24 protein-coding genes are annotated in these 25,972 nt (G+C 55.0%); 10 read left to right on the top strand and 14 right to left on the bottom strand.

Annotated features, from left to right (window positions below):
• Positions 1 to 168: 168 nt before the first annotated feature.
• Entirely contained in the window at positions 169 to 933 is a 765-nt protein-coding gene (gene pdhR, locus DW56_RS05015) for a pyruvate dehydrogenase complex transcriptional repressor PdhR (RefSeq protein ID WP_024554109.1), read from the bottom strand.
• 537 nt (positions 934 to 1,470) lie between these two features.
• Between pdhR and aroP the strand changes: the two genes are divergently transcribed.
• From aroP to DW56_RS05000, 3 genes are all read left to right on the top strand, one after another.
• Positions 1,471 to 2,844 carry an aromatic amino acid transporter AroP gene (aroP, locus tag DW56_RS05010; RefSeq protein WP_024554110.1) on the top strand — a complete coding sequence of 458 codons (1,374 nt, stop codon included), beginning with the start codon at positions 1,471 to 1,473 and terminating at the stop codon, positions 2,842 to 2,844.
• A 398-nt stretch (positions 2,845 to 3,242) separates the two neighbouring features.
• Positions 3,243 to 4,652, top strand: coding sequence for a glycoside-pentoside-hexuronide (GPH):cation symporter (locus DW56_RS05005; protein ID WP_024554111.1), 1,410 nt, complete (start codon positions 3,243 to 3,245; stop codon positions 4,650 to 4,652).
• Positions 4,649 to 5,605 (top strand): glycoside hydrolase family 43 protein, encoded by a 957-nt coding sequence (locus DW56_RS05000; protein ID WP_024554112.1) that lies wholly within the window; start codon positions 4,649 to 4,651, stop codon positions 5,603 to 5,605. Before DW56_RS05005 ends, DW56_RS05000 begins: the two co-directional genes overlap by 4 nt.
• 12 nt (positions 5,606 to 5,617) lie before the next feature.
• Here the strand turns inward: DW56_RS05000 and ampE are convergent, their stop codons facing one another.
• Positions 5,618 to 6,472 carry a beta-lactamase regulator AmpE gene (gene ampE / locus DW56_RS04995; RefSeq protein ID WP_024554113.1) on the bottom strand — a complete coding sequence of 285 codons (855 nt, stop codon included), beginning with the start codon at positions 6,470 to 6,472 and terminating at the stop codon, positions 5,618 to 5,620.
• On the bottom strand, positions 6,469 to 7,032 hold the full coding sequence (ampD, locus tag DW56_RS04990; protein WP_024554114.1) for a 1,6-anhydro-N-acetylmuramyl-L-alanine amidase AmpD: 564 nt from the start codon (positions 7,030 to 7,032) through the stop codon (positions 6,469 to 6,471). The genes ampE and ampD overlap by 4 nt, the downstream gene beginning before the upstream one ends.
• An 87-nt stretch (positions 7,033 to 7,119) precedes the next feature.
• Here ampD and nadC point away from each other — a divergent pair, with 87 nt between their 5' ends.
• The 4 genes from nadC to hofC all read left to right on the top strand — a co-directional run bounded on the left by nadC (position 7,120) and on the right by hofC (position 11,219).
• Complete coding sequence (gene nadC / locus DW56_RS04985; RefSeq protein WP_024554115.1) at positions 7,120 to 8,010, top strand: carboxylating nicotinate-nucleotide diphosphorylase; 891 nt, start codon at positions 7,120 to 7,122, stop codon at positions 8,008 to 8,010.
• A gap of 188 nt (positions 8,011 to 8,198) precedes the next feature.
• Entirely contained in the window at positions 8,199 to 8,636 is a 438-nt protein-coding gene (gene ppdD, locus DW56_RS04980) for a prepilin peptidase-dependent pilin (protein WP_024554116.1), read from the top strand.
• A gap of 11 nt (positions 8,637 to 8,647) precedes the next feature.
• Positions 8,648 to 10,027 (top strand): type II secretion system protein GspE, encoded by a 1,380-nt coding sequence (gene gspE / locus DW56_RS04975; RefSeq protein ID WP_024561972.1) that lies wholly within the window; start codon positions 8,648 to 8,650, stop codon positions 10,025 to 10,027.
• Complete coding sequence (gene hofC / locus DW56_RS04970) at positions 10,020 to 11,219, top strand: protein transport protein HofC (RefSeq protein WP_024554118.1); 1,200 nt, start codon at positions 10,020 to 10,022, stop codon at positions 11,217 to 11,219. The genes gspE and hofC overlap by 8 nt, the downstream gene beginning before the upstream one ends.
• A gap of 32 nt (positions 11,220 to 11,251) precedes the next feature.
• Here the strand turns inward: hofC and DW56_RS04965 are convergent, their stop codons facing one another.
• Positions 11,252 to 12,295, bottom strand: coding sequence for a GMP reductase (locus DW56_RS04965; protein WP_024554119.1), 1,044 nt, complete (start codon positions 12,293 to 12,295; stop codon positions 11,252 to 11,254).
• Positions 12,296 to 12,572: 277 nt separating this feature from the next.
• Here DW56_RS04965 and coaE point away from each other — a divergent pair, with 277 nt between their 5' ends.
• From coaE to yacG, 3 genes are read left to right on the top strand one after another with little or no spacing between them, the layout of a single operon-like run.
• Positions 12,573 to 13,193, top strand: a complete 621-nt coding sequence (gene coaE / locus DW56_RS04960) for a dephospho-CoA kinase (RefSeq protein WP_024554120.1) — start codon at positions 12,573 to 12,575, stop codon at positions 13,191 to 13,193.
• The gene (zapD, locus tag DW56_RS04955) at positions 13,193 to 13,936 is read left to right on the top strand and encodes a cell division protein ZapD (RefSeq protein WP_024554121.1); all 744 of its coding nucleotides are present in this window, start codon (positions 13,193 to 13,195) and stop codon (positions 13,934 to 13,936) included. The genes coaE and zapD overlap by 1 nt, the downstream gene beginning before the upstream one ends.
• 18 nt (positions 13,937 to 13,954) lie before the next feature.
• The gene (gene yacG, locus DW56_RS04950; protein ID WP_024554122.1) at positions 13,955 to 14,149 is read left to right on the top strand and encodes a DNA gyrase inhibitor YacG; all 195 of its coding nucleotides are present in this window, start codon (positions 13,955 to 13,957) and stop codon (positions 14,147 to 14,149) included.
• Here the strand turns inward: yacG and mutT are convergent.
• The 10 genes from mutT to murG form a co-directional block, all read right to left on the bottom strand.
• The gene (gene mutT, locus DW56_RS04945; protein ID WP_024554123.1) at positions 14,146 to 14,538 is read right to left on the bottom strand and encodes an 8-oxo-dGTP diphosphatase MutT; all 393 of its coding nucleotides are present in this window, start codon (positions 14,536 to 14,538) and stop codon (positions 14,146 to 14,148) included. The two genes, yacG and mutT, sit on opposite strands and share 4 nt — an antisense overlap.
• 56 nt (positions 14,539 to 14,594) lie before the next feature.
• Complete coding sequence (gene secA / locus DW56_RS04940) at positions 14,595 to 17,300, bottom strand: preprotein translocase subunit SecA (protein ID WP_024561971.1); 2,706 nt, start codon at positions 17,298 to 17,300, stop codon at positions 14,595 to 14,597.
• Positions 17,301 to 17,355: 55 nt separating this feature from the next.
• On the bottom strand, positions 17,356 to 17,865 hold the full coding sequence (gene secM / locus DW56_RS04935; protein ID WP_035889542.1) for a secA translation cis-regulator SecM: 510 nt from the start codon (positions 17,863 to 17,865) through the stop codon (positions 17,356 to 17,358).
• A gap of 259 nt (positions 17,866 to 18,124) precedes the next feature.
• Complete coding sequence (gene lpxC / locus DW56_RS04930; protein ID WP_024552334.1) at positions 18,125 to 19,042, bottom strand: UDP-3-O-acyl-N-acetylglucosamine deacetylase; 918 nt, start codon at positions 19,040 to 19,042, stop codon at positions 18,125 to 18,127.
• Between the two features lie 101 nt (positions 19,043 to 19,143).
• Complete coding sequence (gene ftsZ, locus DW56_RS04925) at positions 19,144 to 20,295, bottom strand: cell division protein FtsZ (protein WP_024552335.1); 1,152 nt, start codon at positions 20,293 to 20,295, stop codon at positions 19,144 to 19,146.
• 63 nt (positions 20,296 to 20,358) lie between these two features.
• Positions 20,359 to 21,615, bottom strand: coding sequence for a cell division protein FtsA (gene ftsA, locus DW56_RS04920; protein ID WP_024552336.1), 1,257 nt, complete (start codon positions 21,613 to 21,615; stop codon positions 20,359 to 20,361).
• On the bottom strand, positions 21,612 to 22,442 hold the full coding sequence (gene ftsQ, locus DW56_RS04915) for a cell division protein FtsQ (protein ID WP_024552337.1): 831 nt from the start codon (positions 22,440 to 22,442) through the stop codon (positions 21,612 to 21,614). Before ftsQ ends, ftsA begins: the two co-directional genes overlap by 4 nt.
• Position 22,443: 1 nt before the next feature.
• The gene (locus DW56_RS04910; RefSeq protein ID WP_024552338.1) at positions 22,444 to 23,364 is read right to left on the bottom strand and encodes a D-alanine--D-alanine ligase; all 921 of its coding nucleotides are present in this window, start codon (positions 23,362 to 23,364) and stop codon (positions 22,444 to 22,446) included.
• On the bottom strand, positions 23,357 to 24,832 hold the full coding sequence (murC, locus tag DW56_RS04905) for a UDP-N-acetylmuramate--L-alanine ligase (protein ID WP_024552339.1): 1,476 nt from the start codon (positions 24,830 to 24,832) through the stop codon (positions 23,357 to 23,359). The genes DW56_RS04910 and murC overlap by 8 nt, the downstream gene beginning before the upstream one ends.
• Positions 24,833 to 24,903: 71 nt before the next feature.
• On the bottom strand, positions 24,904 to 25,971 hold the full coding sequence (murG, locus tag DW56_RS04900) for an undecaprenyldiphospho-muramoylpentapeptide beta-N-acetylglucosaminyltransferase (RefSeq protein ID WP_035889524.1): 1,068 nt from the start codon (positions 25,969 to 25,971) through the stop codon (positions 24,904 to 24,906).
• Position 25,972 lies beyond the last annotated feature (1 nt).

The following is a 25,972-nucleotide window of genomic DNA, read 5'->3' as shown; positions in this document are numbered from 1 at the left end:
TTCAGGTTATCTCTTTGCTGGCTGCGCTTCCTTACCCGGTCACATAGTTCGCTATGCTCCCGGGGATTCGCGCGCTTGCCGCCGCGATATAACCCAAATTATTTGAACAACTAAAAGCACAATAAGACAGGTTCTGCGTTTAGTTGCCGCGCTCTAAAATACTGGCGCTTAGTCCTTACGTTGCTGTAGGCGGCGCAGTGAGCGTTCACGACGACTTTGCTCACGGCTGCGGTCCAGCAAGATCTCCTCAATAAAGGCCAGGTGTCGGTGCGACGCTTCACGCGCCTGCTCCGGCTCCCTTGCCATAATCGCCTCATAGATACTGGTGCGATGGCTGCTGACCAGGGGAAGCATTTCCCGCCGGGCATACAGTAATTCAAAATTCTGGCGAACATTCTGAGCGAGCATCGGCTCCATGCAGCGCAACAAGTGTAGCAACACTACGTTGTGTGCGGCCTCTGTCACCGCAATTTGGTACTGCACTACCGCGTCCGATTCCGCGTCCAGATCCCCCGATTGCTGCGCCAGCTCAATGGCGTGATGCAGCTCGCGAATACGTACCCGATCCTCATCCGTGCTGCGCAGCGCGGCGTAATAAGCAGCGATGCCTTCCAGCGCATGGCGGGTCTCAAGCAGGTCAAACTGGGATTCGGGATGATCGGAGAGCAACTCTACCAGCGGGTCGCTGAAGCTCTGCCACAGGCTGTTCTGGACAAACGTGCCGCCACCCTGGCGACGAAGCAGCAGGCCCTTCGCCTCAAGACGCTGGATAGCCTCTCGCAGGGAGGGTCGGGAAACGTCGAACTGTTTCGCCAGTTCGCGTTCAGGAGGAAGTTTTTCGCCGGGACGCAGCGTCCCTTCGAGGATTAGAAACTCCAGTTGCTGCTCAATCACATCAGAAAGTTTAGGTTGGCGGATTTTGCTGTAGGCCATGTTCCCTGTCTCTGCCATTCGCCCGGAGTCAATTGGTATGACCAATTGTATGTTCGTGACGCTAAAGTAACAAAGTATTCACCTTCTGTCCATATTGGTTTTGATTGAAATCAGGAAAGCAGGCACATTTTAACAACCTTACAGAAATGAAGTTTCAGAAATGTAACTTTGAACAAATTAACTATTTACCTCGCAATGGGTAGTTTTAACGTAAATGAAACGCACAACTTTTCATCCTGAACCGATTCAACAGAAACTCAGATGAATATTTAGTCATTTTTAGCGATTAAAACAGGCTGACAGGGAGGCGGGCTGGCGGTTTCAGGAATTTACAAATGGTTTCTTTTTATTCACTTCGTCATTGGCCTGCATGAAAGCAGATGCATTCGCTCGCGCTTATCACTATTCTGGGCGCTACGGAAGCATTCAAATAAAAATTCCAGCTTTAGCTCCGTAAAGCAATAAATACAAAAAGCGGAATTAATAAATTACAGCCGTCAGGCTGAGATAAAAAACAACCACACACGAGGTTCATTTATGGAAGGTCAACAGCACGGCGAAACGCTGAAGCGCGGCCTTAAAAACCGCCATATTCAGCTTATTGCGCTGGGTGGTGCAATCGGGACGGGGCTCTTTCTGGGTAGCGCATCCGTTATTCAGTCGGCGGGGCCTGGCATTATTCTTGGCTACGCGATTGCCGGTTTTATCGCTTTTTTAATCATGCGCCAGCTTGGCGAAATGGTTGTTGAGGAGCCGGTAGCCGGTTCTTTCAGCCACTTTGCGTACAAATACTGGGGCGGTTTCGCCGGTTTCGCTTCCGGCTGGAATTACTGGGTGCTCTATGTTCTGGTGGCAATGGCGGAACTGACGGCGGTCGGGAAATACATTCAGTTCTGGTGGCCGGAAATTCCTACCTGGGTTTCTGCGGCAGCGTTTTTTGTGCTTATTAACGCCATTAACCTGACTAACGTGAAAGTGTATGGCGAGATGGAGTTCTGGTTCGCCATTATCAAAGTGGTCGCCGTAATCGGCATGATCCTCTTCGGCGGTTGGCTGCTGTTCAGCGGCAGCGCGGGTCCGCAGGCGACGGTGCGCAACCTCTGGGAGCAAGGCGGTTTCTTGCCGCACGGCACCATGGGGCTGGTAATGATGATGGCTATCATCATGTTTTCGTTCGGCGGGCTTGAGCTGGTAGGCATTACCGCAGCAGAAGCAGATAACCCGGAGGTGACTATTCCTAAAGCCACCAACCAGGTGATTTACCGCATTCTGATTTTCTATGTGGGTTCGCTGGCCGTGCTGCTTTCGCTGATGCCCTGGACGCGCGTGACTGCCGACACCAGCCCCTTCGTGCTTATCTTCCACGAACTGGGGGATTCGCTGGTCGCCAACGCGCTCAACATTGTTATCCTCACGGCGGCGCTGTCGGTCTATAACAGCTGCGTTTATTGCAACAGCCGCATGCTGTTCGGCCTGGCTCAGCAAGGTAACGCGCCGAAAGCGTTGCTGAAAGTCGACAAACGCGGCGTGCCGGTTAATACCATCCTGGTTTCTGCGGTGGCTACTGCGCTGTGCGTGGTGATCAACTACCTCATGCCGGGCGAAGCCTTCGGCCTGCTGATGGCGCTGGTGGTCTCGGCGCTGGTGATTAACTGGGCGATGATTAGCCTTGCGCATATTAAGTTCCGCCGTAAAAAAGATCAGCAGGGCGTAAAAACGCGCTTCCCTGCCCTTTTCTACCCGCTGGGCAACTGGATCTGCCTGCTCTTTATGGCGGCGATTCTGGTGATAATGGCCATAACGCCGGGCATGGCGATTTCCGTCTGGCTGATCCCGGTCTGGATAGCCATTCTGGGCATCGGCTACTGGATCAAAACCCAGCGCAGCGCGAAAACCGTAAAAGCGCACTGAGTTATTCGCTTTACCGTGAAATGCCCCGGTTGGTTCGCCGCCCGGGGCATTTTAATTTCCCGCAACGGCCAATTTCGCTGCCCTGCCATTTTTATCAGTTACTCCGCCAGCGCCTCAGACAGGCATTATTGCGGGGCTGCTCAGCGCGAGCGAAACTCTTTCACTGGGATAACAAGGGGAAGCTGCAATTCGGCGCGCCGCCGTCCTTCCCTGATTTGAGCTTTAAATTGTGCGATTCGCCAGACCCGGCAAGCGGTTATTACCGCAGCGCTTTGTTAGCTGCCTCACAATTTAGCGTCGATAGCCCGATTATCCATCTCTGTAACCCATTGCTGCTGTGTAATTTGCTGTCATCGGACCAATACTCCTGTCCATAATAATTCAATGGAGTCGTATCGATGAGTAACAGCAAGCTGTCGGTAAAAGAAAAAATCGGCTATGGAATGGGCGACGCCGGATGCAATATCATTTTTGGCGCCATCATGCTGTTTGTTAACTATTTTTATACGGATATTTTTGGTCTCTCCCCGGCGCTTGTGGGGGTATTGCTGCTCTCCATTCGCGTAGTGGACGCCGTCACCGACCCGATTATGGGCGCCATAGCGGACCGAACCCGCAGCCGCTTTGGCCGCTTTCGTCCATGGCTGTTATGGATAGCCGTGCCCTACGCGCTCTTTAGCGTGCTGATGTTTACTACGCCGGAATGGAGCTACAGCAGCAAGGTTGTCTATGCCTTTGTCACTTACTTTCTGCTCTCACTGACCTATACAGCCATTAACATTCCTTACTGTTCGCTTGGCAGCGTCATCACCAACGACCCGCAGGAGCGTGTCGCCTGCCAGTCGTATCGTTTTGTTATGGTCGGTATCGCCACGCTGCTGCTTTCCCTGACGTTGCTGCCGATGGCCGACTGGTTCGGCGGCGAAAATAAAGCGAAGGGTTACCAGATGGCGATGACCGTGCTGGCGCTGATCGGCATGTGCATGTTCCTGTTCAGCTTCGCCACAGTGCGCGAGCGTATTCGCCCGGCGGTGCCGAGCAACGACGACCTGAAAGCAGACATGAAAGATGTCTGGAAGAATGATCAATGGGTGCGCATTCTGCTGCTGACGCTCTGCAATGTTTGCCCGGGTTTTATCCGCATGGCCGCCACCATGTATTACGTCACCTGGGTAATGGGCCAGAGCACCAGCTTCGCTACGCTGTTCATTAGCCTTGGCGTGGTGGGCATGATGATAGGCAGCATGCTGGCGAAGGTGCTGACCGACCGCTGGTGCAAGCTGAAAGTGTTTTTCTGGATTAACATCGCGCTGGCCATTTTCTCGGTGGGCTTTTACTTCCTGAACCCGCACGCCACAGCGCTTATTGTAACCCTCTACTTCCTGCTGAACGTGCTGCATCAAATCCCTTCCCCGCTGCACTGGTCGTTGATGGCGGACGTGGACGATTATGGCGAGTGGAAAACCGGCAAGCGTATTACCGGCATCAGCTTTTCCGGCAATATCTTTTTCCTGAAGGTAGGGCTTGCGATTGCAGGCGCAATGGTGGGCTTCCTGCTCTCCTGGTATGGCTATGACGCAGGCGCTAAACAGCAAAGCGCGACGGCTCTTAATGGTATTGTGCTGCTCTTCACCGTCATTCCCGGCGTAGGCTATCTCATTACCGCGGGCGTAGTACGCCTGCTGAAAGTGGATCGCGACCTGATGAAAACGATTCAGGCCGACCTCGAAAAGCGCCGTGTTAACTATCATGAGCTGAACGATTATCAGGACATCAAGACTGCCGACGCAGTAAGGAAAGCGTTATGACACCTTCTTCCTGGCCGAATCCTTTTATTGAGCAACGCGCCGATCCGTTTATTCTGCGTCACAACGGCGCCTACTATTTTATCGCGTCGGTGCCAGAGTATGACCGCCTTGAAATCCGTCGCGCCGCCACGCTTGAAGGATTACGCCACGCAACGCCCGTCGTGGTATGGCGTAAACCCGCAAGCGGGCCGATGAGCGAGCTCATCTGGGCGCCGGAACTGCATTTCATTGAGGGCAAGTGGTACATCTATTACGCCGCCGCGCCCACCAAAGCGCTCGATAAGCTCAATATGTTTCAGCACCGGATGTTCGCGCTGGAATGCGCCGACGCCGATCCGCTCACCGGCAGTTGGGTCGAAAAAGGCCAGATAAAAACGCAGTTCGATACCTTTGCGCTGGATGCAACCACGTTTGAGCATCAGGGCAAGCGCTGGTATTTATGGGCGCAAAAAGCGCCCGATATCCCGGGCAACTCGAACATTTATCTGTGCGAAATGGAAAACCCATGGACGCTCAAAGGCGAGCCGGTGATGTTAAGCAAACCGGAGTTCGATTGGGAGTGCCGCGGCTTTCTGGTAAACGAAGGGCCGGCGGTGCTCAGGCATGGCGAGCGCCTGTTCGTTAGCTACTCCGCAAGCGCGACGGATGAGAATTACTGCATGGGGCTGCTCTGGATAGACATGGCGGCGCAAATAACCGATCCGCAAAACTGGCACAAATCACCGCAGCCGGTTTTTACCACCAGCTATGAAAACCGCCAGTACGGACCGGGGCATAACAGCTTCACCACAACGGAAGAGGGAGAGGATGTGCTCGTCTATCATGCCCGTAATTACACGGAGATTGAAGGCGACCCGCTCTATGACCCGAACCGCCATACCCGGCTGAAGCTTATTCGCTGGGATGAAGAAGGGATGCCGCAGTTCGGCGTCCCTCCTGCCGATCATGCCTGAGCGAGCGGCACGCTAAACCAGCGTGCCGTAAATCGTCAGTAGCGCCACGATCACTACCACCACCAGCGACGTCTTTTTGGCCATCGAGACGGCGGCTTTAGGCGTCGCGATTTTATCGAGGTGCGGTTCGCGGGCGAGCGAATACTGCGCCAGTTGCGTCAGCACCTGATACTGCGACGAGTGACGATCGCCAAGCGAGGCAAACCACGCGGGCAGCGCTTTTTCGCCATGCCCCAGCAGCGCATACACCACGCCGACCAGACGTACCGGTACCCAATCGACCACGTGAAGAATGGCGTCAATGCCGGAGTGAAGGCGCTGTCGCGGCGAATGATGACGCGCAAGCCAGGTCTGCCAGGCCCGCAGAAAGGCGTAGCCCATCAGGGTAACCGGCCCCCATGGCCCGCCCACGACAAACCAGAACAGCGGAGCCAGATAAAACCGGTAGTTAATCCACAACAGCCCGTTTTGTAACTCACGCAGGTACTCGCGCTCGTCGCAATCCGGCGGTACGCCATGGATAAGCGTTAATTCGTAAGCCATATTGTCACGGGCGTGGACATCATCCCGGCTGGCGGCTTTCAGATAGGCGTGATAATGCAGGCGCACCTGCCCTGCGCCGATGCAAAGCAGCCCCAGCAGGATCCAGAACACCAGCAGCGGTACGTTAAAAAAGATCCCCTGCAACGCGCGAACGCAGAGAAAGACGATCAGCATCGCCAGCACCGTCATGCCAAGCGTGCGAACCAGCGAAAAATGGCGCAGGCGGCGAAACAAGGCCTCAAGGCGATGGTCAAGCTGCCAGTGCTCGCCAAGCTTAAACAGGCGTTCGGCAAACAGAACCAACAGCAGCGTAAATAACGTCATCTCATCTCCTTTTCAGCCTGGCAGGCTAACGCCTCGCGAAAACGCGCCCAGTCAAACGCCGGGCCGGGGTCGGTTTTACGCTCCGGGGCAATATCGCTATGGCCTGTAATATTAGCGGCAATCTGCGGATAAAGCGGGATAAGCGCGCGGGTAATGGCGACCAGTTGCTGATATTGCTCGTCGGTATAAGGCAGCGTATCGGTGCCTTCAAGTTCGATGCCAATCGAAAAATCGTTACAACGCTCGCGGCCTTGATAATGTGAAATGCCTGCGTGCCATGCGCGTTTATCGAAAGGAACATATTGCACGATTTCGCCGTCGCGACGAATCAGGCAGTGCGCGGAGACGCGCAGATGGGCGATGCCGGCGAAGTAAGGGTGCGCTTCAGGGTCGAGCGTGCCGGCAAACAGCGCGTCTATCCATGGTCCGCCAAATTCGCCAGGCGGCAGGCTGATATTATGCACCACCAGCAACGAGGGGGATTCATCCTCTGGCCGGCAATCATGATGCGGCGAAGGCTGCCGCCTTACGCCTTCCAGCCAGCCATCTCTCAGCTGCATGTAAGATTCTCCTTAATATGGTACTGAAAGTCGCTTCAGAGTAGCATGTTTCACTCTGATGATTAGCCACCAATCTGGAGTTTTACCATGCCGCCTCGCCGTTACAACCCCGACCACCGACGTGACGCGCTCCTGGAACGAATCAATCTTGATATCCCGCAAACGGTAGCCCTGGCGCTGCGCGAAGACCTGGGCGGTGATATAAACGCCGATAACGATATTACTGCGCAATTATTGCCGCCAGACGGTCGCTCCCATGCTGTTGTGATCACGCGCGAAGCGGGCGTTTTTTGCGGCAAACGTTGGGTAGAAGAGGTTTTTATCCAACTGGGCGGCAATGTTGAAGTAACGTGGCACGTGGAAGATGGCGCGCCGGTTAAAGCGGATCAACCGTTGTTTGAGCTTCAGGGGCCGGCGCGCGTGCTGCTGACCGGCGAGCGTACCGCGCTGAATTTCGTACAAACGCTTTCCGGCGTGGCAAGTGAGGTGCGTAAGTATGTCACCCTGCTTGAAGGCACCAAGACCCAGCTGCTTGATACCCGCAAAACCATTCCCGGGCTGCGCACTGCGTTGAAATATGCTGTGCTGTGCGGCGGCGGCAATAACCATCGCCTTGGGCTTTCCGACGCGTTCCTGATAAAAGAGAACCATATTATTGCTTCCGGCTCGGTGCGCGAAGCGGTGGAAAAAGCGTTCTGGCTGCACCCGGACGTCCCGGTAGAAGTAGAAGTCGAGTCGCTGGAGGAGCTGGACGACGCCCTGAAAGCAGGCGCCGACATCATCATGCTGGATAACTTCACCGTCGCCCAGATGCGAGAAGCGGTAAGCCGTACCGCAGGCCAGGCGCGGCTGGAAGTTTCCGGTAATGTCACAGCCCAGACGCTGCGCGAATTTGCCGACACCGGCGTGGACTATATCTCTGTCGGCGCGCTGACGAAGCACATTCGCGCGCTCGATCTCTCCATGCGTTTTCGCTAACGCCTCACAGCAAGGATGGGGGTTTCACCCATCCTTCCTCTTCATTTTGCGACCTGCCTCGTAACCTCATTTCGTCTCGCTGCAACCCACGAAAACAGGCTGGAATCCACTTTCCTGAACCCATTTTTGCTGCTCGTTTATTCCGGCTTCGCTTGTCACAGTATCGCGACTGTTAACAAGGAGGAACTATGGATAAACAACGCGGTTTTACGCTTATTGAGCTGATGGTGGTCATCGGCATTATCGCCATTCTGAGCGCCATCGGCGTGCCCGCTTACCAGAACTATTTGCGCAAAGCGGCGCTGACGGATGTGCTGCAAACCGTCACCCCGTACCGCACGGCGATTGAACTTTGCGCCATCGACCGGGGCGGCGTTAGCAGTTGCGACGCGGGCGGCAATGGCATTCCGGCGGTTAAAACCACGCGCTACATTTCTGAAATGGGCGTGGCGGCGGGCGTCATTACTGTAACAGGGCAGGAAAGCTTGAATGGTTTAACGCTGACCCTGACGCCGAAATGGAGCGGGAACAACGGCATGGAATCATGGCAACGAAACTGTTCTGTTACCGGCGGCGGCGCATTGCAGCAAGCCTGCGAAGATGTTTTCCGCTTTGACGGACAATAAGGCGAGCCGATATGAATAAGGATGATTTAAACCAACTGTGCCAGCGTCACAACGCGCTGGTGTTGGCTGTGGATGAAACGGCGATACATATCGCCGTTGTCGACGCTCCGGCGCAGGCATTTATGGAAGCGCTGCGTTTTGCCACGCAAAAGCATATCGACATCGAATGCTGGTCTGCGCAGAGGTTTGAAAAGCACAAGCTTACGCCCGCTTTCAATGCGCCTGCGCTGGCGGAAGAGAACGGCAATGCGACAGAGCGGGTAAACCATATTCTGCAACAGGCGTTGCTGCGCCGCGCCTCGGATATTCATATCGAACCTGGCGAAACCGCCTGTCGCGTCAGGCTTCGCGTTGATGGCGTGCTGCAAACCCTTGCGCCGCTCTCTGTGCAAGCAGGGCTCACCTTAACCGCCCGCCTGAAGGTACTGGGGAAATTAGATATCGCTGAACGCCGGCTGCCACAGGATGGTCAGTTCACCATTGAGCTTGAGGGTAAAAGCGTCTCTTTTCGCCTTTCGACCCTTCCCTCCCGCCATGGAGAAAAGGTCGTGCTTCGCGTGCTCCAGCAAACGGAGCAGGCGCTGGAGGTGGAGGCGCTGGGCATGTCGGCGCAGCAGCAGGCGCACTTTTCACAGGCGCTGAACAGCCCGCAGGGATTAATACTGGTGACAGGCCCAACGGGGAGCGGAAAAACGGTAACGCTTTACAGCGCCCTTGGCGCGCTGAACAAGCCGCAGGTTAATCTTTGCAGCGTGGAAGACCCGATAGAGATCCCCCTGCCCGGCCTCAACCAGACGCAAATTAACCCGAAGGCGGGGTTAAGTTTTCAAAGTGTGCTTCGGGCGCTGCTCCGCCAGGACCCGGATGTCATCATGGTTGGCGAAATTCGCGATGGCGAAACGGCGGAAATTGCTATCAAAGCGGCGCAAACGGGGCATCTGGTCCTCTCGACGCTGCACACTAACTCAACCACAGATACGCTGGTCAGGCTGGAGCAAATGGGCGTGCCGCGCTGGATGCTGGCCTCTGCGCTACGCCTGGTTATCGCGCAGCGGCTGGTAAGGAAGCTGTGTCCCTGTTGTCGAACCGCTCAGGCAGAGCCGATACGTTTGCCAGCTACGCTTTTTCCTCGTCCTCTCCCACAGTGGCAGGCCGCCGGGTGCGAACGTTGCTATGGCGGTTTTTATGGGCGGCTTGCGTTATTCGAACTGCTTGCGGTGGAACCAGCGCTTCGCCTGGCGATACAGGAAGGGCATTCTGCGCAAGAAATCGAAACGCTGGCCCGCCAGCAAGGCATGGTTTCGCTGTTCGAAAGCGGCTGCCAGGCAGTTGAAGAGGGCTTAACCACCCTGGAAGAAATTTATCGGGTGCTGGGTTTCCCGAATGGCTAATCAACTCTGGCGCTGGCAAGGGCTAAACCATCAGGGAGTGCGCCGGAGCGGCCAGCTTTGGGCAAAAGATCGTTCCGGAGCGCTGCTTTGTCTTAGCGAGGCGGGGTTATATCCGCTTTTATTACGCAAAGCGGCTGTTAATAAACGGCTATGGGGAATATCTCACAGCCTGCCGGTGATACGACAACTGGCGACGCTATTACAAGCGGGCGTTTCTCTTACTGACGGGCTGGCCCTGCTTGCTCGTCAGCAAAGTTCGGCCCAGTGGCGCGCATTGCTGGAGCAAGTCGCCGCTGAGGTGCATCGCGGTATAACGCTTGCCCGGGCGATGCGAGACTGGCCTGAGGTTTTTTCGCCGCTTGCCGTTTCTTTAATTCAGACGGGTGAAATGACCGGCAAACTCGACATCTGCTGCGAAAAACTGGCAAATCAGCAGGAAGAACAGCAGCGCCTGCGCCAGATGGTCGGTAAAGCGTTGCGCTACCCCATTATCATCCTCATTATGGCGCTGGCGATGACGCTGGGCATGGCAGGGTTTGTGCTGCCGCAGTTCGCGGCGATTTATGCCTCTTTCTCAGCGCCGCTGCCCTGGATAACGCGGGCGGTAATGGCCTTTTCTGAAGGGATTACGCGTTATGCGCCGGTATGGTTAAGCGTTGGCTTGCTGAGCGCTGCCGCTGTCGCGTTTTACCGTAAACGTCCGGCATGTCGGCTGGCCGAAGAAAAAATCGCACTCAGGATCCCTCTTTTCGGCTTGTTGCTGCGCGGCCAGAAACTCAGCCAGATATATACCGTGCTGACAATGACGCAGCAGTCGGGCATTCCTTTGCTGCAAGGGTTAGCCCTGGTGGAGGAAACGCTCTCTTCGCCCCTCTGGCAAACTGCCGTTGCGCAGATCCGGGAAAAAATAGCGCAGGGCTCTCCCTTTTGGCAGGCGCTGGAAAATGAAAGCGTGTTCAGCACATTATGCCTGCAAATGGTCAGAACAGGCGAAGAGACCGGCGCGCTGGATACTATGCTGGCGCGTCTTGCTCAATGGCATACGCAGCAAACGCAACAGCGTGCGGAAACGCTGGCGGCTTCACTTGAACCTGTAATGATGATTGTGATTGGGTTGATTATCGGCACGCTGGTCATTGCGATGTATTTGCCGTTGTTTAATCTGGGCGATGCCATGAGCGGCATGCGGTGAACCGGCGCTGGGGCGCGCCGGTTTTAAGCGCATCAGAGCGTATTGAAAACGCGGTTTTCCTGCTCCTGGACGCGGATAAACGTGGTGCGTTTAGTCAGCTCTTTCAGACGGGAAGCGCCCACATAAGTACAGGCGGAACGCAGACCACCCAGGATATCGCGAGCCGTATTCTCGACCGGGCCGCGCAGCGGAAGCTTCACGGTTTTGCCTTCTGCCGCACGGTATTGCGCAACGCCGCCGACGTGGCGATTCATTGCAGATTCAGAGCTCATGCCATAAAACAGCATAAATTTCTCGCCATCCTCTTCCACGACAGTGCCGCCGCTTTCTTCATGACCGGCCAGCATGCCGCCCAGCATAACGAAATCCGCGCCGCCGCCGAACGCTTTCGCCACATCGCCCGGCACGGTACAGCCGCCATCGCTGATAATACGACCGCCGAGGCCGTGCGCCGCATCGGCACACTCAATCACTGCGGAAAGCTGAGGATAACCCACGCCGGTTTTAACGCGTGTGGTACAGACTGAACCCGGGCCGATACCCACTTTAACGATATCCGCCCCAGCCAGGATCAGCTCCTCGCACATTTCGCCAGTGACAACATTGCCCGCAATAATGGCTTTATCAGGCCAGGTTTCACGCGCTTTGCTGACGAACTGCACGAAATGCTCGGAATAACCATTTGCGACATCAATACAAATAAACTTCAGCGCGGGCGACAGCGCCAGAATCTCTTTGGTTTTATTGAAATCCGCATCGGAGGTGCCGGTAGAGACAATCACATGCTGCAATACGCTTTCCGGCGTCGCGTTCAGGAATTCCTGCCACTCCTGCACGCTGTAGTGTTTATGTACGGCAGTCAGGATGTCGAATTCCGCCAGCGCTTTCGCCATGCCGAACGTGCCCACGGTATCCATATTAGCGGCAATCACAGGCACGCCGGACCACTGAACGCCAGACTGTTTAAAGGTAAATTGACGGGCAAGCTCAACTTCGGAGCGGCTTTTGAGAGTGGAACGTTTAGGGCGGATAAGAACGTCTTTAAAACCTAACTTCAGATCTTCTTCAATACGCATGAGCGGATTCCTGGTAATGGCGATGAACCCGTGAACGTAAGCGTAAGCGGCGGAACAACTGCCAACTCCAGTGACGCTATCATACGCACTAATATTGGCCCCGCAAGACTGCGAAAGCGCTCTTTTTTACGCTACAATCCTATAAATTTACCTTGTGGACAGAAAAGCGAGCGCATCAGGTTCGCTTTTTCTTTCCCGACGGCAGGCCCGGTTTCAGAGGTGTCAACATTGCCGTTTTCTATGCTTTTGTTTTTACAACATTCTGGATGATGGCGTTATGGGTTATACGGTCGCGTTAACGGGGGGAATTGGGAGTGGAAAAAGTACTGTCGCCGATGCCTTCTCTCGTTTAGGCGTCACTGTTATTGATGCCGATGTTATCGCCCGCCAGGTTGTCGAACCCGGTCAGCCCGCCCTTGACGCTATCGCCACGCATTTTGGTCAATCTATTCTCCATCCTGATGGCTCACTTAATCGTCGCGCGCTCAGAGAAAGGATCTTTGCTAAGCCAGAAGAGAAAGCCTGGCTCAATGCGCTGCTTCATCCTTTGATTCAGCAACAAACTCGCGATGAAATAGCGCAAGCTACTTCGTCCTATGTGCTGTGGGTCGTGCCGCTGCTGGTTGAAAACCAGCTACACAAGCGAGCCGATCGTGTGCTGGTGGTGGACGTAACGCCGCAAACGCAGATCCAGCGCACCATGTTGCGGGACAAAGTATCACGCGAGCACGCAGAGCAGATTCTCGCCGCGCAGACCACGCGCGAAGCGCGCTTAGCCATTGCGGATGATGTGATTAATAATAACGGCGCGCCAGAAGCTATAGATGCAGACGTGGAACGTTTGCATCAGCGCTATCAATATCTGGCGGCGCAGGCAGCACAACAGGAAAACAGGTAATGCACACCCAGGTTCTTTTTGAACATCCCCTGAACGAGAAAATGCGCACGTGGCTGCGCATTGAGTTTTTGATCCAGCAAATGAAAGTGAATTTGCCGGTCAGCGATCACGCGACAGCGCTGCACTTTTTCCGCAATGTTGGCGATCTGCTGGATGTCTTTGAGCGCGGCGATATTCGCGCGGAGCTCCATAAAGAGTTTGAACGCCAGCAACGCAAACTGCAAAGCTGGGCGGAAGTACCCGGCGTTGATAACGATCGCATCGCCCAGTTGCGTCAGGAACTTAAGCAGCGAAGCGCCGCTTTGATGGCCGCTCCTCGTCTTGGCCAGGCGCTGCGTGAAGATAAGCTTATTGCGCTGGTGCGCCAGCGCTTGAGTATTCCAGGCGGCTGCTGTAGCTTCGATTTGCCTACGCTTCACCTGTGGCTCCATATACCCCAGGAACAGCGCGATCGCCTGGTCGATAGCTGGCTTGCAAGCTTGCAGCCTTTGACCCAGGCGCTGGACATGATTCTCGATCTGATTCGCCATTCCGCGCCGTTTCGCAAGCAAACCAGCCTCAACGGCTTTTATCAGGATAACGGCGAAGATGCCGATCTTCTGCGGTTGCAGTTGCAACTAACCGATGCGCTCTACCCGCAAGTTTCTGGTCATAAAAGCCGCTTTGCGATTCGCTTTATGCCGCTCGACAGTGAACATGGCCGCGTACCCGAGCGTTTCGATTTTGAACTGGCTTGTTGCTAAGCAACCCCGGAGCTATCTATGTCTGATATTGCTATTGTTAACTGCCCCACCTGCGGAAAGCCGGTCGCGTGGAGCGAGAAAAGCCCTTACCGACCTTTCTGTTCCAAACGTTGCCAGCTTATCGATCTGGGTGAGTGGGCGGATGAAGAGAAGCGGATCCCAAGCAGCGGCGATCGCTCAGAAAGTGATGACTGGAGCGAACAGCAGCCTTAAGGCTGCTGTTTCAGTTTATTGATTACGGGTTCATTTGCAGCCGGGAATTCGTCGGCGATAAGCTCGCCTTGCGCAACCCATCGTCCCGGTTGCCCTTCTTTACCCCAGGGTTCGCCTTCCCAGCTTTCCACCAGAAAGAACCATAAAGTGATATGCCTGTCGGGGAACTGATATTCCAGCGATTCAAATAGCGTAGCGGACGTTACGTTAATACCCGTTTCTTCGGCAAGTTCGCGCACCAGCGCCTGCTCCGGGCTTTCCCCCGCTTCCACCTTGCCGCCTGGAAACTCCCACTTATTCGCCATGTGCGCGTCGGCGGCGCGACGGGTAATAAAGATTTCGCCCTGGCGATTACGAATAATGCCAGCCGCAATAGTCAGTCTTTTCATTTACTCTGCCCGTAAAAAAAGGCGCAGCACGCTGCGCCTTTCTGTTTATGGATGCCTTAGCTCAGACGGCCGTGGCACTGCTTGTATTTTTTCCCGGAGCCGCAAGGACACGGGTCGTTACGACCCACTTTGCGATCGCCGGTTTGTTCAGCAATGGCTGCCGCAGCCGCAGAATCATCATCCTGGTGGCTAAGCTGCTGCATCTGCGCCAGACGCTCCGCTTCCAGGCGACGCTGCTGCTCCATCTCTTCAACTTCTTCCGGCATGCGCACCTGAACTTTACTGAGCGTGCTGATCACTTCATATTTCAGCGACTCCAGCATAGCGGCGAACATAGCGAACGATTCGCGTTTATATTCTTGCTTCGGATCTTTTTGCGCATAACCGCGCAGATGGATGCCCTGACGCAGATAATCCATCGCTGCCAGATGCTCTTTCCACAAAGAATCAAGCGTTTGCAGCATTACGCCTTTTTCGAAGTTGCGCATCATTTCTGCGCCAACCACTTCTTCCTTACGCTTGTAAACTTCAATGGCGGTATCCAGAATGCGCTGGCGCAGCGTCTCTTCATGCAGATCCGGCTCTTTATCCAGCCACTCGGCAATCGGCAATTCGAGATCGAAATCGTTCTTCAGACGCTCCTGCAAGCCAGGAATATCCCACATCTCTTCCAGGGACTGCGGCGGAATATGCGCGTCGATGGTCGTTTTGAAAACATCTTCACGAATACTGTTAACGGTTTCGCTAATATCCGCGACATCCAGCAGTTCGTTACGCTGGGTATAAATAGCGCGGCGTTGGTCGTTCGCCACGTCATCATATTCAAGCAGCTGCTTACGAATGTCGAAGTTGCGGCTTTCAACCTTACGCTGTGCGTTGGCGATAGCTTTGGTTACCCATGGATGTTCAATCGCCTCGCCCGGCTTCATGCCCAGCTTACGCATCATATTAGAAACGCGATCGGAGGCGAAAATGCGCATCAACGCATCTTCCATAGAAAGGTAGAAGCGAGAAGAACCCGCATCGCCCTGACGACCAGAACGGCCACGCAGCTGGTTATCGATACGGCGAGATTCATGACGCTCGGTACCAATGATATGCAGGCCGCCCGCAGCCAGCACATCATCGTGACGTTTCTGCCAGTCTGCTTTGATCTGCGCGATTTGCTCTGGCGTCGGATCTTCCAGCTCGGCGATTTCCGCCTGCCAGCTGCCGCCCAGCATGATATCCGTACCGCGGCCCGCCATGTTGGTGGCGATAGTCACCGTACCCGGATAACCCGCCTGCGCCACGATATCCGCCTCGCGGGCGTGGAATTTGGCGTTCAGTACGTTGTGCTGAATGCCCGCTTTGGTAAGCTCCTGCGAAACCAGTTCTGATTTCTCGATGGAAATAGTACCCACCAGTACTGGCTGACCTTTGGCGGTACGCTCTTTGATGTCTTCAATAATCGCCGCAATTTTTTCCGCTTCGGTCATGTAGACCAGATCCGGCAGATCTTTACGAATCATTGGACGGTTAGTTGGCACTACAACGGTATCGAGCTTATAGATAGAGCTGAATTCGAAGGCTTCGGTATCTGCCGTACCGGTCATACCCGCCAGCTTTTCATAAAGACGGAAGTAGTTCTGGAAGGTGATGGAGGCCAGCGTCTGGTTTTCGTTCTGGATCTGCACGCCTTCTTTAGCTTCTACCGCCTGGTGAAGGCCATCGGACCAGCGTCGACCCTGCATGGTACGCCCGGTGTGTTCATCGACGATAATAACTTCGCCGTCTTTAACGATGTAGTCCACGTCGCGGGTAAAAAGCACATGGGCGCGCAGCGCAGCGGTAACATGGTGCATCAGCATAATGTTGCCTGGAGAATAGAGCGATTCGCCCTCTTCCATGATGCCTTCGTTAACCAGCAGTTCTTCTACCAGCACCAGACCGCGTTCGGTCAGGTTAACCTGACGCGCTTTCTCGTCAACAGAGAAATGCCCTTCGCCCTGAAAGGTGTCGGAATCTTCTTTCTCCTGACGCACCAGGTGCGGGATGATTTTGTTTACTTTCTTGTAAAGCTCAGAGCTGTCTTCCGCCGGGCCAGAAATGATTAACGGCGTACGCGCTTCATCAATAAGGATGGAGTCCACTTCATCCACCAGCGCATAGTGCAGCTTACGCTGTACGCGCTCTTCCGGGCTGAAAGCCATATTGTCGCGCAGGTAGTCGAACCCGTACTCGTTATTGGTGCCATAGGTGATGTCGGCATTATAGGCTTCGCGCTTGGCTGGCGCAGGCAGGCCGGACATATTAATGCCCACAGACATACCCAGAAACTCGAACAGAGGACGGTTGTTCTCGGCGTCACGTTGTGCAAGGTAGTCGTTGACGGTAACGACGTGAACGCCTTTACCGGTCAGGGCGTTCAGATAAGCCGGCAGCGTTGCGGTCAGCGTTTTACCTTCACCGGTACGCATTTCCGCGATGCAACGGTCATTGAGTACCATGCCGCCCAGCAGCTGTACATCAAAGTGACGCATGCCAAATACACGCTTACTGGCTTCACGGACAACGGCAAATGCTTCCGGCAGCAAGTTTTCCAGCGTTTCGCCTTTCTCAAGACGGGCGCGAAACTCTGCGGTTTTGCCTTTCAGCTCATCGTCAGAGAGCTTTTCCAGCTCAGGTTCCATGCCATTAATGAGGGTGACGGCTTTGCGCATACGGCGCAAAGTACGATCGTTACGACTACCAAAAACTTTAGTTAATAATTTGATTAGCATAATAAAATCTCAAACGTCTTGCTTAAGCGGTAATAGTTAAATTCAAAGAAAATGTTCAGCAAGAACGTTGCGGACCTGCGCGAATGGCTTGCACACGACTAAGCCAGTCGGTAACGCGAAAGGCATGTACCGGCTCCTGAGGCAGAAAGGCATGAGGCTGGGTTTTACCAGACGGCAAACTGTCTTGCGTCAGTAAAACGCTAAGCGTATCAAGCAGCGCAAGATGCTGTACCTGTAGCGGCAAGGCTTCTTCTTTTGCAGCAGAAGCAGCTTGCGGCGCCATGGCAAAAGAGAGATGGCGAATAACCGTACGAATAGCGTGCTGATGCCAGTAATCAACACTGAAGGAAGGACGTCGATTGGTTTCCTGCAACAGCGCCAGACTGTCTAAACGTATCGGATTAATACGGTTTAAATTACTCGTTGCCGTTTCAGCTGGCGCGCCGGGTTCAGTGCTACTGGCTAAGGCGGGCAGGCCAAGGCTTGCCGCGACCATCCCCAACAGGAGATGCGGCCAAAAATAACGCCTGCCTAATTTTCGCCAACACGTAAAAATTCCAGACACTTTATTCACCGGAGGCAAGGCGCAACCTTGCCGAAGTTCATTGGAACGAGCGCATAAATAGTAACATTAATCCCATCAGTCAGCAGCACTATAGCAAGCGAAGCGGCCTAAAAACGCACAGGAAAGAGGCAATTAAATGCACAGGTGTAAAAAAAGCGAGGAAAGGCGAGACAGGAGGCCGATAAAAACAGAAACGACTGGCAATTCAGGCCGGAGAGAGTACCTGAATCCACCAGTCGTTATCTTTAAACCGCGAGGCTTATGCAAAAACCATAGAAGGCGCTTTGAATGCCAGCGGCAGTTCAGCTTCGTCTTCGAAGGTGACATATTCCCAGGCTTCCTGTTTCGCCAGGACCGCCTGTAGCAGTTTGTTATTCAGAGCATGGCCCGATTTGTAAGCCGTAAACGCGCCAATGATATTGTGGCCGCACATAAAGAGGTCGCCAATAGCGTCCAGCATTTTGTGACGTACAAATTCATCTTCAAAACGCAGCCCATCTTCATTCAGCACGCGGTAATCGTCGACGACGATAGCGCAATCAAAGCTGCCGCCCAGGCACAACCCACGAGACTGCAGATATTCGATATCACGCATAAAGCCGAAAGTACGCGCGCGGCTAATCTGGCGCATAAACGCTTCCGCAGAGAAATTCATGCGGTAACGCTGATTGCTCGCGTCAATTGCCGGATGGTTGAAGTCGATGGTGAAATCGAGAGAAAAACCGTTAAACGGCTTAAACTCGGCCCACTTGTCGCCATCTTCAACACGTACGGTTTCTTTGATACGAACAAATTTCTTGGCAACGTTAAGTTCATCAATGCCGGCATCCAGCAGCAGATAAACAAATGGCGCGGCGCTACCGTCCATAATCGGGATTTCCGGGGCATCGACTTCAACAATAATGTTGTCGATACCAAGGCCCGCCAGCGCGGCGTTCAGATGCTCTACCGTAGAAATCCGCACGTCATGCTCATTCACCAGGCACGTACAGAGCATGGTATCACGCACAGATTTGGCATCGGCCGGGAAATCTACCGGGGGATTCAAGTCGGTGCGACGATAGATGACCCCGGTATTAGCCGGCGCAGGGCGCAACGTCAGTGTGACTTTCTTGCCGGTATGCAAACCGACGCCAGTCGCCTGAACGATACGTTTAAGTGTCCTTTGTTTGATCATCGTATAATCTCGCCAAATTATTCACCTTACCGATAGTGTACATCACAACCGGCAGCGCATTTTAGCACAAAGAGCGGATAATCCCAACTTCCAGCTTATTCTTAGTCGGCTTGCTTACGTAAAAACGCCGGAATATCCAGATAATCAGGTTCTTTAGCAGCTTGAGAAGTTGTGTCATTAACAACTTTGTTAGCCGGTTTCTGCTCTTGCGTCAGCGGCGCCATACCGTGCTGCGGATAGCGATCCATAACGGGCTGCTGCGCTTGTTTGTTCGTTACCAGGGTGATTTCCGGGCGCTTATCCATACCGATGCCGGTCGCAACGACAGTAACGCGCAGTTCGTCGTTCATATCCGGATCGAGAGAAGTACCGATTACCACAGTGGCGTTGTCAGATGCGAAGGCGCGGATAGTGTTACCCACGGTTTCGAACTCATCCAGACGCAGGTCAAAGCCAGCCGTGATGTTGACCAGAACGCCGCGAGCGCCAGAGAGATCGATATCTTCCAGCAGCGGGCTGGAGATAGCCATTTCGGCCGCTTCTTCCGCACGATCTTCGCCGCGCGCCACGCCGGAACCCATCATCGCGTAGCCCATTTCAGACATCACAGTGCGCACGTCTGCAAAGTCGACGTTCATCAGGCCAGGACGGGTAATCAGCTCGGCGATACCCTGTACTGCGCCTTTCAGCACATCATTCGCCGCGCCAAAGGCGTCCAGCAGAGAGATGCCGCGACCCAGCACTTTCAGCAGCTTATCGTTCGGGATGGTAATAAGCGAGTCGACGTGCTTGGAGAGCTCAGCGATACCCTGTTCGGCAAAAGCCATACGCTTTTTGCCTTCAAAATTGAAGGGCTTAGTGACCACGGCAACCGTCAGAATGCCGAGATCTTTCGCCACTTCCGCAACGACCGGCGCTGCGCCTGTGCCTGTGCCGCCGCCCATACCTGCCGCGATGAACACCATATCAGCGCCATCCAGCGCAGCGCGCAGCGCTTCGCGATCTTCTTCGGCAGCGTTACGGCCTACTTCAGGGTTTGCGCCTGCGCCGAGACCTTTGGTGATACCGCCGCCGATCTGGATGGTCTGGCCCACAGCCGTTTTACGCAACGCCTGGGCATCGGTGTTCACAGCGAAGAATTCAACACCTTCGATGCGCTCGCGCACCATGTGTTCAACGGCATTACCACCGCCACCACCGACGCCGATGACTTTAATCACCGCGTCGTTGGTCAGTTCCATAGGTTCAAACATAATTTCTCTCCGTTTTGTGCCTGTCGCCTGAGACCGCTAATTTTGTCCGGTCTCTGAAAAAAATTAAAACTCTTTTCGCAGCCAGCTGTTGATTCGTTTGATCCACGAACCCACCGAGGCGCGCTTTTCCACTTCCGTCTCACCGCTCAGGTGGGATTCTTTGCCGTAGTGCAGCAATCCCACTGCCGTGGAGTAATAAGGCTCCTGGGCGTAGTCGGTAAGACCTGTAATATTCAACGGTTGCCCGATGCGCACTTGCGTATGGAATACGCGCTGCGCGCAGGCAGCCAGTCCTTCAATTTGCGCCGCGCCGCCCGTTAATACAATCCCCGCCGCCAAATGATGTTTCACACCCTGCTGGCGGAGTTGCTCCTGTAACTGCAAAATCTCTTCGTTAACGAGATTCAGCAGCTCGGTATAACGCGGTTCAATCACTTCTGCCAGCGTCTGGCGTTGCAGGCTGCGGGGCGGGCGCCCGCCTACGCTTGGCACTTCAACGCTCTCGTCTTTACCTACCAGCGACCCCAACGCGCAACCATGGCGAACCTTGATCGCTTCGGCATCGCTCGGCGGGGTACCGAAGGCATAAGCGATATCGCTGGTTACCACGTTCCCCGCGTACGGGATCACTTTTGTATGGCGTAATGCGCCGCCGGTATAAACGGCCATATCCATTGTACCGCCGCCGATGTCTACGACACAGACGCCCAGCTCACGTTCGTCTTCCGTTAAGACGGAATAACTGGCGGCAAGACCTGCAAAAATGAGTTGGTCAACTTTAAGACCACAACGTTCCACAGCTTTAACAATGTTTTTCGCCATATCGTTGTGACATGTGATCAAGTGCACTTTTGCCTGCATACGCACGCCTGATAAACCAACAGGGTTTTTGATCCCCTCCTGGTAATCAATAGCGTATTCCTGCGGAATCACATGCAATACGCGGTGCTCATCACGAACACGAACCGATTTTGCGGTATGGACGACGTTTTCAACATCTTCCTGTGTAACTTCTTCTTCAGAAATCGGCACCATGCCGATTTCGTTCTGGCAACTGATATGCTTGCCGGACAGCGCCAGGTATACCGATGAAATCTGGCAATCGGCCATCAGTTCGGCCTGATCGATTGCGCGCTGTACGCACTTCACAACCGACTCCAGATCGTTTACCCCGCCTTTATCCATACCACGGGAAGGGCAGCTCCCTACGCCAATGATATTGACCATACCGTCGGGCAGAACTTCCCCTACTAAAGCGGCAACCTTTGCGGTACCGATCTCCAGTCCAACTACCAGTTTTCTGTCCGTCGCCTTGATCATTGTTGTTCTGCCTGTGCCTGATTCTGTTGCTGATTAGGTTCCTCGATGGGGGCTGGCTCCCAGCCAACCGCCGCGCCGGAGTCATAACGCAGATCAACGTAACTTATCCGTTTCCCGTCTGCCTGCGCCTGCTGTTGTAAAACAGGGTAAAGTTCCACAAAGCGATCCAGCCGCTTCATCGTTTCGTCCCGGCCAAGGTTGAGCTTAATGCCATTGGTCAGCGTCAACTGCCAGGAGCGCCGGGCGGTCATCGCCGCCTCTTTCAACGTAAAATTACTTTTCGCCAGCACTTGTCCCATGGCGCGAAAACCTTGCAATACCTCGTTTTCGCTTCCCTCCGGGCCGGATAGCATCGGCAAGTTTTGCTTGCTGGTGCGATCCGAAGGCACGCTGAACGCGTTTCCATCGGCATCTATCATGTGCTGGTCATTCCACCGCGCTAAAGGCACATATTCAACCAGATGAATCTTCAATTCGTCAGGCCATTGCTTTCTTACGCTTGCCTGCTTGATCCAGGGCAAACGTTCGATCTGGCTCTGGATGATGTTGACATCCTGCGTCATAAAGGTGCCTGGCGCGCCAAGCGCCAGAATAGACTGCCGAATATCATCATTACGGGTGTAATGACGCTCGCCTGTCACCACCAGCTTTGAGAGCGGCAGCCGCTGCGCGTCATCCATCCAGCCAAGCACCATCCAGCCGCCAAAAAACACGGTCAGCAATACAGCCAGCAGAAAAATGATTCCTGCAAGACGCGTTCCATTGTTCCGACGGGAGGACGCGGTCTCTTCCTGGCGTGTGCGCGTGTTCAGAGCAGCCTGAGACATATCAGTTCGCCAGCTCCAGAATACGCACCGCCAGCTGAGAGAAACTCATGCCCGCCTGACGCGCCGCCATCGGCACCAGGCTGTGGCTCGTCATCCCGGGCGCCGTATTGACTTCCAGTAAATAAAACGCGCCGTCGCTGTCTAACATGACATCAACACGTCCCCACCCTTCGCAGCCAAGGCTGTTCCAGGCTTGCATCACCAGGGCCTGTAGCGCTGCTTCACGCTCCGCATTCAGACCGCTTGGGCAAAAATACTGAGTATCGTCAGAGAGATACTTAGCTTCATAATCATAGAAGACGCCAGCGGGTTGGATGCGGATCGAAGGCAGAATTGTTTCGCCGACGATAGCCACGGTGAATTCCGGGCCGCTTAACCACTTCTCTACCAACACTTCATCATCATGTTCAAAAGCGAGCTGCAATGCCGGCAACAGGGCATCGGGATTATCAACTTTAGACATCCCGACGCTTGACCCTTCACGGCTCGGCTTAACAATGACCGGCAGCCCCAGCGCAGCGATGCGCGCTTTGGTCTGCTCATCCAGCCCCTGGCTTAATTGCCGGCGGGTTAAGGCTACCCATGGCGCGACCGGCAGCCCTGCGCCCTGCCACAGCAGCTTGGTGCGCATTTTGTCCATCGTAATGGCCGAAGCCATGACCCCGCTGCCGGTATAAGGCAAACCGAGATGCTCCAGCATTCCCTGTAGCGTGCCATCTTCGCCGCCGCGGCCATGCAGCGCGATAAAGACTTTGTCAAAGCCCTGCACTTTTAATGTGGTCACAGAGACATCGCGCGTATCGACAGGATGCGCGTCTACGCCTGCTTCACGCAGCCCTGCCAGAACAGCCGCGCCGGACTGCAAGGAGACTTCGCGCTCGGCGGAGGTGCCGCCCAGCAGAACGGCGATTTTCTCAGCCATGTTGCGTCTCCTCTTGCTCGCGGGGTTGCAGCTTCGCTTCCGCCAGTTGACGGGCGATTTTCCCGATATTGCCTGCCCCTTGCACCAGAATCAAATCATTGCCCGAGAGCACCGGCGCAAGCATTTCCGTGACCTTCGTCGGGTCGGGAACCAGAATCGGGTCAACTTTACCGCGAGCGCGAATGGTGCGGCACAGCGAACGGCTGTCCGCGCCGGGAATCGGCGCTTCCCCTGCCGGATACACATCCAGCATCAGCAATACGTCAACCTGCGCCAGCACGTTTGCAAAATCGTCATAAAGATCGCGCGTGCGGGTAAAGCGGTGCGGCTGGAAAATCATCACCAGGTTTTTCTCAGGCCAGCCCGCGCGCGCCGCTTTAATCGTCGCTTCCACTTCCGTGGGATGATGACCGTAATCGTCCACCAGCATGGCGGTGCCGTTCTTGCCGTTCACGGTTTCCAGAGGATATTCACCCAGGAAGTCGAAGCGACGTCCGGTGCCCTGGAAGCTCGCCAGCGCGCGCAGAATAGCCTCGTCTTCAATTCCTTCTTCCGTAGCAACCGCAACGGCCGCCGCCGCATTCAGCGCATTGTGGCGACCCGGCGCGTTAAGCGTCACGCGCAGCGCCGGTTTATCCTGGCGCACCAGCGTAAAATGCCCCTGCGCGCCGGTCTGCTGATAATCTTCAATTCGCACGTCGGCGTCATCGCTAAAACCATAGGTTGTGGTCTGGCGCCCAACTCGCGGCAAAAGTTCCCGGATGACCGGATCATCCACACACATGACCGCACGTCCATAAAACGGCAGATTGTGCAAAAAGTTGATAAAAGTTTGTTTTAAATTTTCGAAGTCGCCCTGGTAAGTATCCATATGGTCGGCTTCGATATTGGTCACAATCGCCACCATCGGCTGCAAATGCAGGAAAGAAGCGTCGCTCTCGTCCGCTTCGGCAATCAGATAACGGCTGTTGCCAAGGCGCGCATGCGTGCCTGCCGCTTTTACCAGACCGCCGTTTACGAAGGTCGGATCCAGACCCGCTTCAGCATAAATGCTTGAAACCATCGCCGTGGTCGTGGTTTTACCGTGCGTGCCCGCGACAGCGATGCCGTGACGAAAACGCATTAACTCCGCCAGCATCTCCGCCCGGCGTATCACGGGAATACGCGCTTCGTGGGCAGCGACGATTTCCGGGTTATCCGCCGTAATCGCGCTCGATACCACCACGACGCTTGCATCACGCACGTTTTCAGGGCGGTGGTTGAAATAAATGGTCGCGCCAAGCGACGTCAACTGCTGCGTGACAGCGTTCGGCGCCAGATCGGAACCGCTGATCTGGTAGCCTTCGTTGGCAAGCACTTCAGCAATGCCGCCCATGCCGGCGCCGCCGATGCCAACAAAATGAATGTGCCGGACGCGACGCATCTCGGGCACGATAGAACGCAGTTTCGCCAGTTGTTGTGTATTCATTCTCTTAAAGCCTTCGGCATTAACGCCATCAACATCTCAAATTCACGCGGAGCAACACGCATCCGCAATAGTTACGTCAGCGCAGCAGCGCGAACCTCGTTCGCCACCCGCTCGGTAGCGTCCGGAATGGCGGCGGCGCGGGCTCGCTCAGCCATCGACAGCAGCGTGGTTCTGTCCCACTGCGCCAGCGTTTCAGCCACCGCGTCAACGGTGAACTGTGGTTGTTCAAGAATTTTCGCCGCGCCCGCTTTTTCAAGCGGCAGCGCGTTCCAGTACTGCTGCCTGTCTTTATGCTGGAAAGGCACAAACAGCGCCGGCAGACCGGCTGCGGCAATTTCACTGACGGTCAGCGCGCCGGAACGGCATACCACCACATCAGCCCAGGCGTAAGCCGCCGCCATATCGTCGATAAACTCCGTGACCTTGTGCTGCGGCTGGCCCGCTGCGGCGTAAGCCTGTTGCACCTCTGCCTGCGCGCCTTTGCCGCTCTGGTGCCAGATGGTCGCTTTATCGCCCAGACGCTGCGCAACGTGCGGCATCGTCTGGTTTAAAATGCGCGCGCCCTGAGAACCGCCCACCACCAGCACGCGTACCGGGCCTTCACGTCCCGCCAGGCGCGTCTGCGGCAGCGGCAGCGCCAGCACGTCGGTGCGTACCGGGTTGCCTACCACTTCGGCATTCGCAAACGCGCCGGGAAAAGCCTGCATGACTTTGCGTGCAATTTTCGCCAGCCATTTATTGGTCAGGCCGGCAATACCGTTTTGTTCATGCAAAACGACCGGCACGCCGAGCGACCAGGCCGCCAGACCTCCAGGCCCCGAGACATAACCGCCCATGCCCAGCACTACATCCGGCTTAAACCGTTTCATGATGGCTCGCGCCTGGCGCCAGGCGTTGAAAATGCGCAGCGGCGCCAGCGCCAGCGCTTTTATCCCTTTACCCCGTAAGCCCGAGATGCGAATAAAATCGATCTCGATTCCGTGCTTCGGGACCAGGTCCGCCTCCATGCGATCAGCGGTCCCCAGCCAGCGCACCTGCCAGCCCTGGGCCATTAAATGGTGCGCCACGGCAAGCCCGGGGAAGACATGTCCGCCCGTTCCGCCCGCCATCACCATTAACCGCTTCGGTTGACTACTCATC

The organism is Franconibacter helveticus LMG 23732, assembly GCF_000463115.2.
Lineage (GTDB): Bacteria > Pseudomonadota > Gammaproteobacteria > Enterobacterales > Enterobacteriaceae > Franconibacter > Franconibacter helveticus.
This window is presented reverse-complemented; position numbering and strand designations above follow the sequence as displayed.

Bases quoted from the DNA above. Each gene is read 5' to 3' on its own strand.
- hofC (WP_024554118.1), top strand. From the start codon at position 10,020: ATGGCTAATCAACTCTGGCGCTGGCAAGGGCTAAACCATCAGGGAGTG.
- DW56_RS05000 (WP_024554112.1), top strand. From the start codon at position 4,649: ATGACACCTTCTTCCTGGCCGAATCCTTTTATTGAGCAACGCGCCGAT.
- DW56_RS04965 (WP_024554119.1), bottom strand. From the start codon at position 12,295: ATGCGTATTGAAGAAGATCTGAAGTTAGGTTTTAAAGACGTTCTTATC.
- coaE (WP_024554120.1), top strand. From the start codon at position 12,573: ATGGGTTATACGGTCGCGTTAACGGGGGGAATTGGGAGTGGAAAAAGT.
- zapD (WP_024554121.1), top strand. From the start codon at position 13,193: ATGCACACCCAGGTTCTTTTTGAACATCCCCTGAACGAGAAAATGCGC.
- nadC (WP_024554115.1), top strand. From the start codon at position 7,120: ATGCCGCCTCGCCGTTACAACCCCGACCACCGACGTGACGCGCTCCTG.
- ampD (WP_024554114.1), bottom strand. From the start codon at position 7,032: ATGCAGCTGAGAGATGGCTGGCTGGAAGGCGTAAGGCGGCAGCCTTCG.
- yacG (WP_024554122.1), top strand. From the start codon at position 13,955: ATGTCTGATATTGCTATTGTTAACTGCCCCACCTGCGGAAAGCCGGTC.
- secA (WP_024561971.1), bottom strand. From the start codon at position 17,300: ATGCTAATCAAATTATTAACTAAAGTTTTTGGTAGTCGTAACGATCGT.
- pdhR (WP_024554109.1), bottom strand. From the start codon at position 933: ATGGCCTACAGCAAAATCCGCCAACCTAAACTTTCTGATGTGATTGAG.
- ftsZ (WP_024552335.1), bottom strand. From the start codon at position 20,295: ATGTTTGAACCTATGGAACTGACCAACGACGCGGTGATTAAAGTCATC.
- lpxC (WP_024552334.1), bottom strand. From the start codon at position 19,042: ATGATCAAACAAAGGACACTTAAACGTATCGTTCAGGCGACTGGCGTC.
- mutT (WP_024554123.1), bottom strand. From the start codon at position 14,538: ATGAAAAGACTGACTATTGCGGCTGGCATTATTCGTAATCGCCAGGGC.
- ppdD (WP_024554116.1), top strand. From the start codon at position 8,199: ATGGATAAACAACGCGGTTTTACGCTTATTGAGCTGATGGTGGTCATC.
- aroP (WP_024554110.1), top strand. From the start codon at position 1,471: ATGGAAGGTCAACAGCACGGCGAAACGCTGAAGCGCGGCCTTAAAAAC.
- ampE (WP_024554113.1), bottom strand. From the start codon at position 6,472: ATGACGTTATTTACGCTGCTGTTGGTTCTGTTTGCCGAACGCCTGTTT.
- DW56_RS05005 (WP_024554111.1), top strand. From the start codon at position 3,243: ATGAGTAACAGCAAGCTGTCGGTAAAAGAAAAAATCGGCTATGGAATG.
- murG (WP_035889524.1), bottom strand. From the start codon at position 25,971: ATGAGTAGTCAACCGAAGCGGTTAATGGTGATGGCGGGCGGAACGGGC.
- gspE (WP_024561972.1), top strand. From the start codon at position 8,648: ATGAATAAGGATGATTTAAACCAACTGTGCCAGCGTCACAACGCGCTG.
- ftsQ (WP_024552337.1), bottom strand. From the start codon at position 22,442: ATGTCTCAGGCTGCTCTGAACACGCGCACACGCCAGGAAGAGACCGCG.
- murC (WP_024552339.1), bottom strand. From the start codon at position 24,832: ATGAATACACAACAACTGGCGAAACTGCGTTCTATCGTGCCCGAGATG.
- DW56_RS04910 (WP_024552338.1), bottom strand. From the start codon at position 23,364: ATGGCTGAGAAAATCGCCGTTCTGCTGGGCGGCACCTCCGCCGAGCGC.
- ftsA (WP_024552336.1), bottom strand. From the start codon at position 21,615: ATGATCAAGGCGACGGACAGAAAACTGGTAGTTGGACTGGAGATCGGT.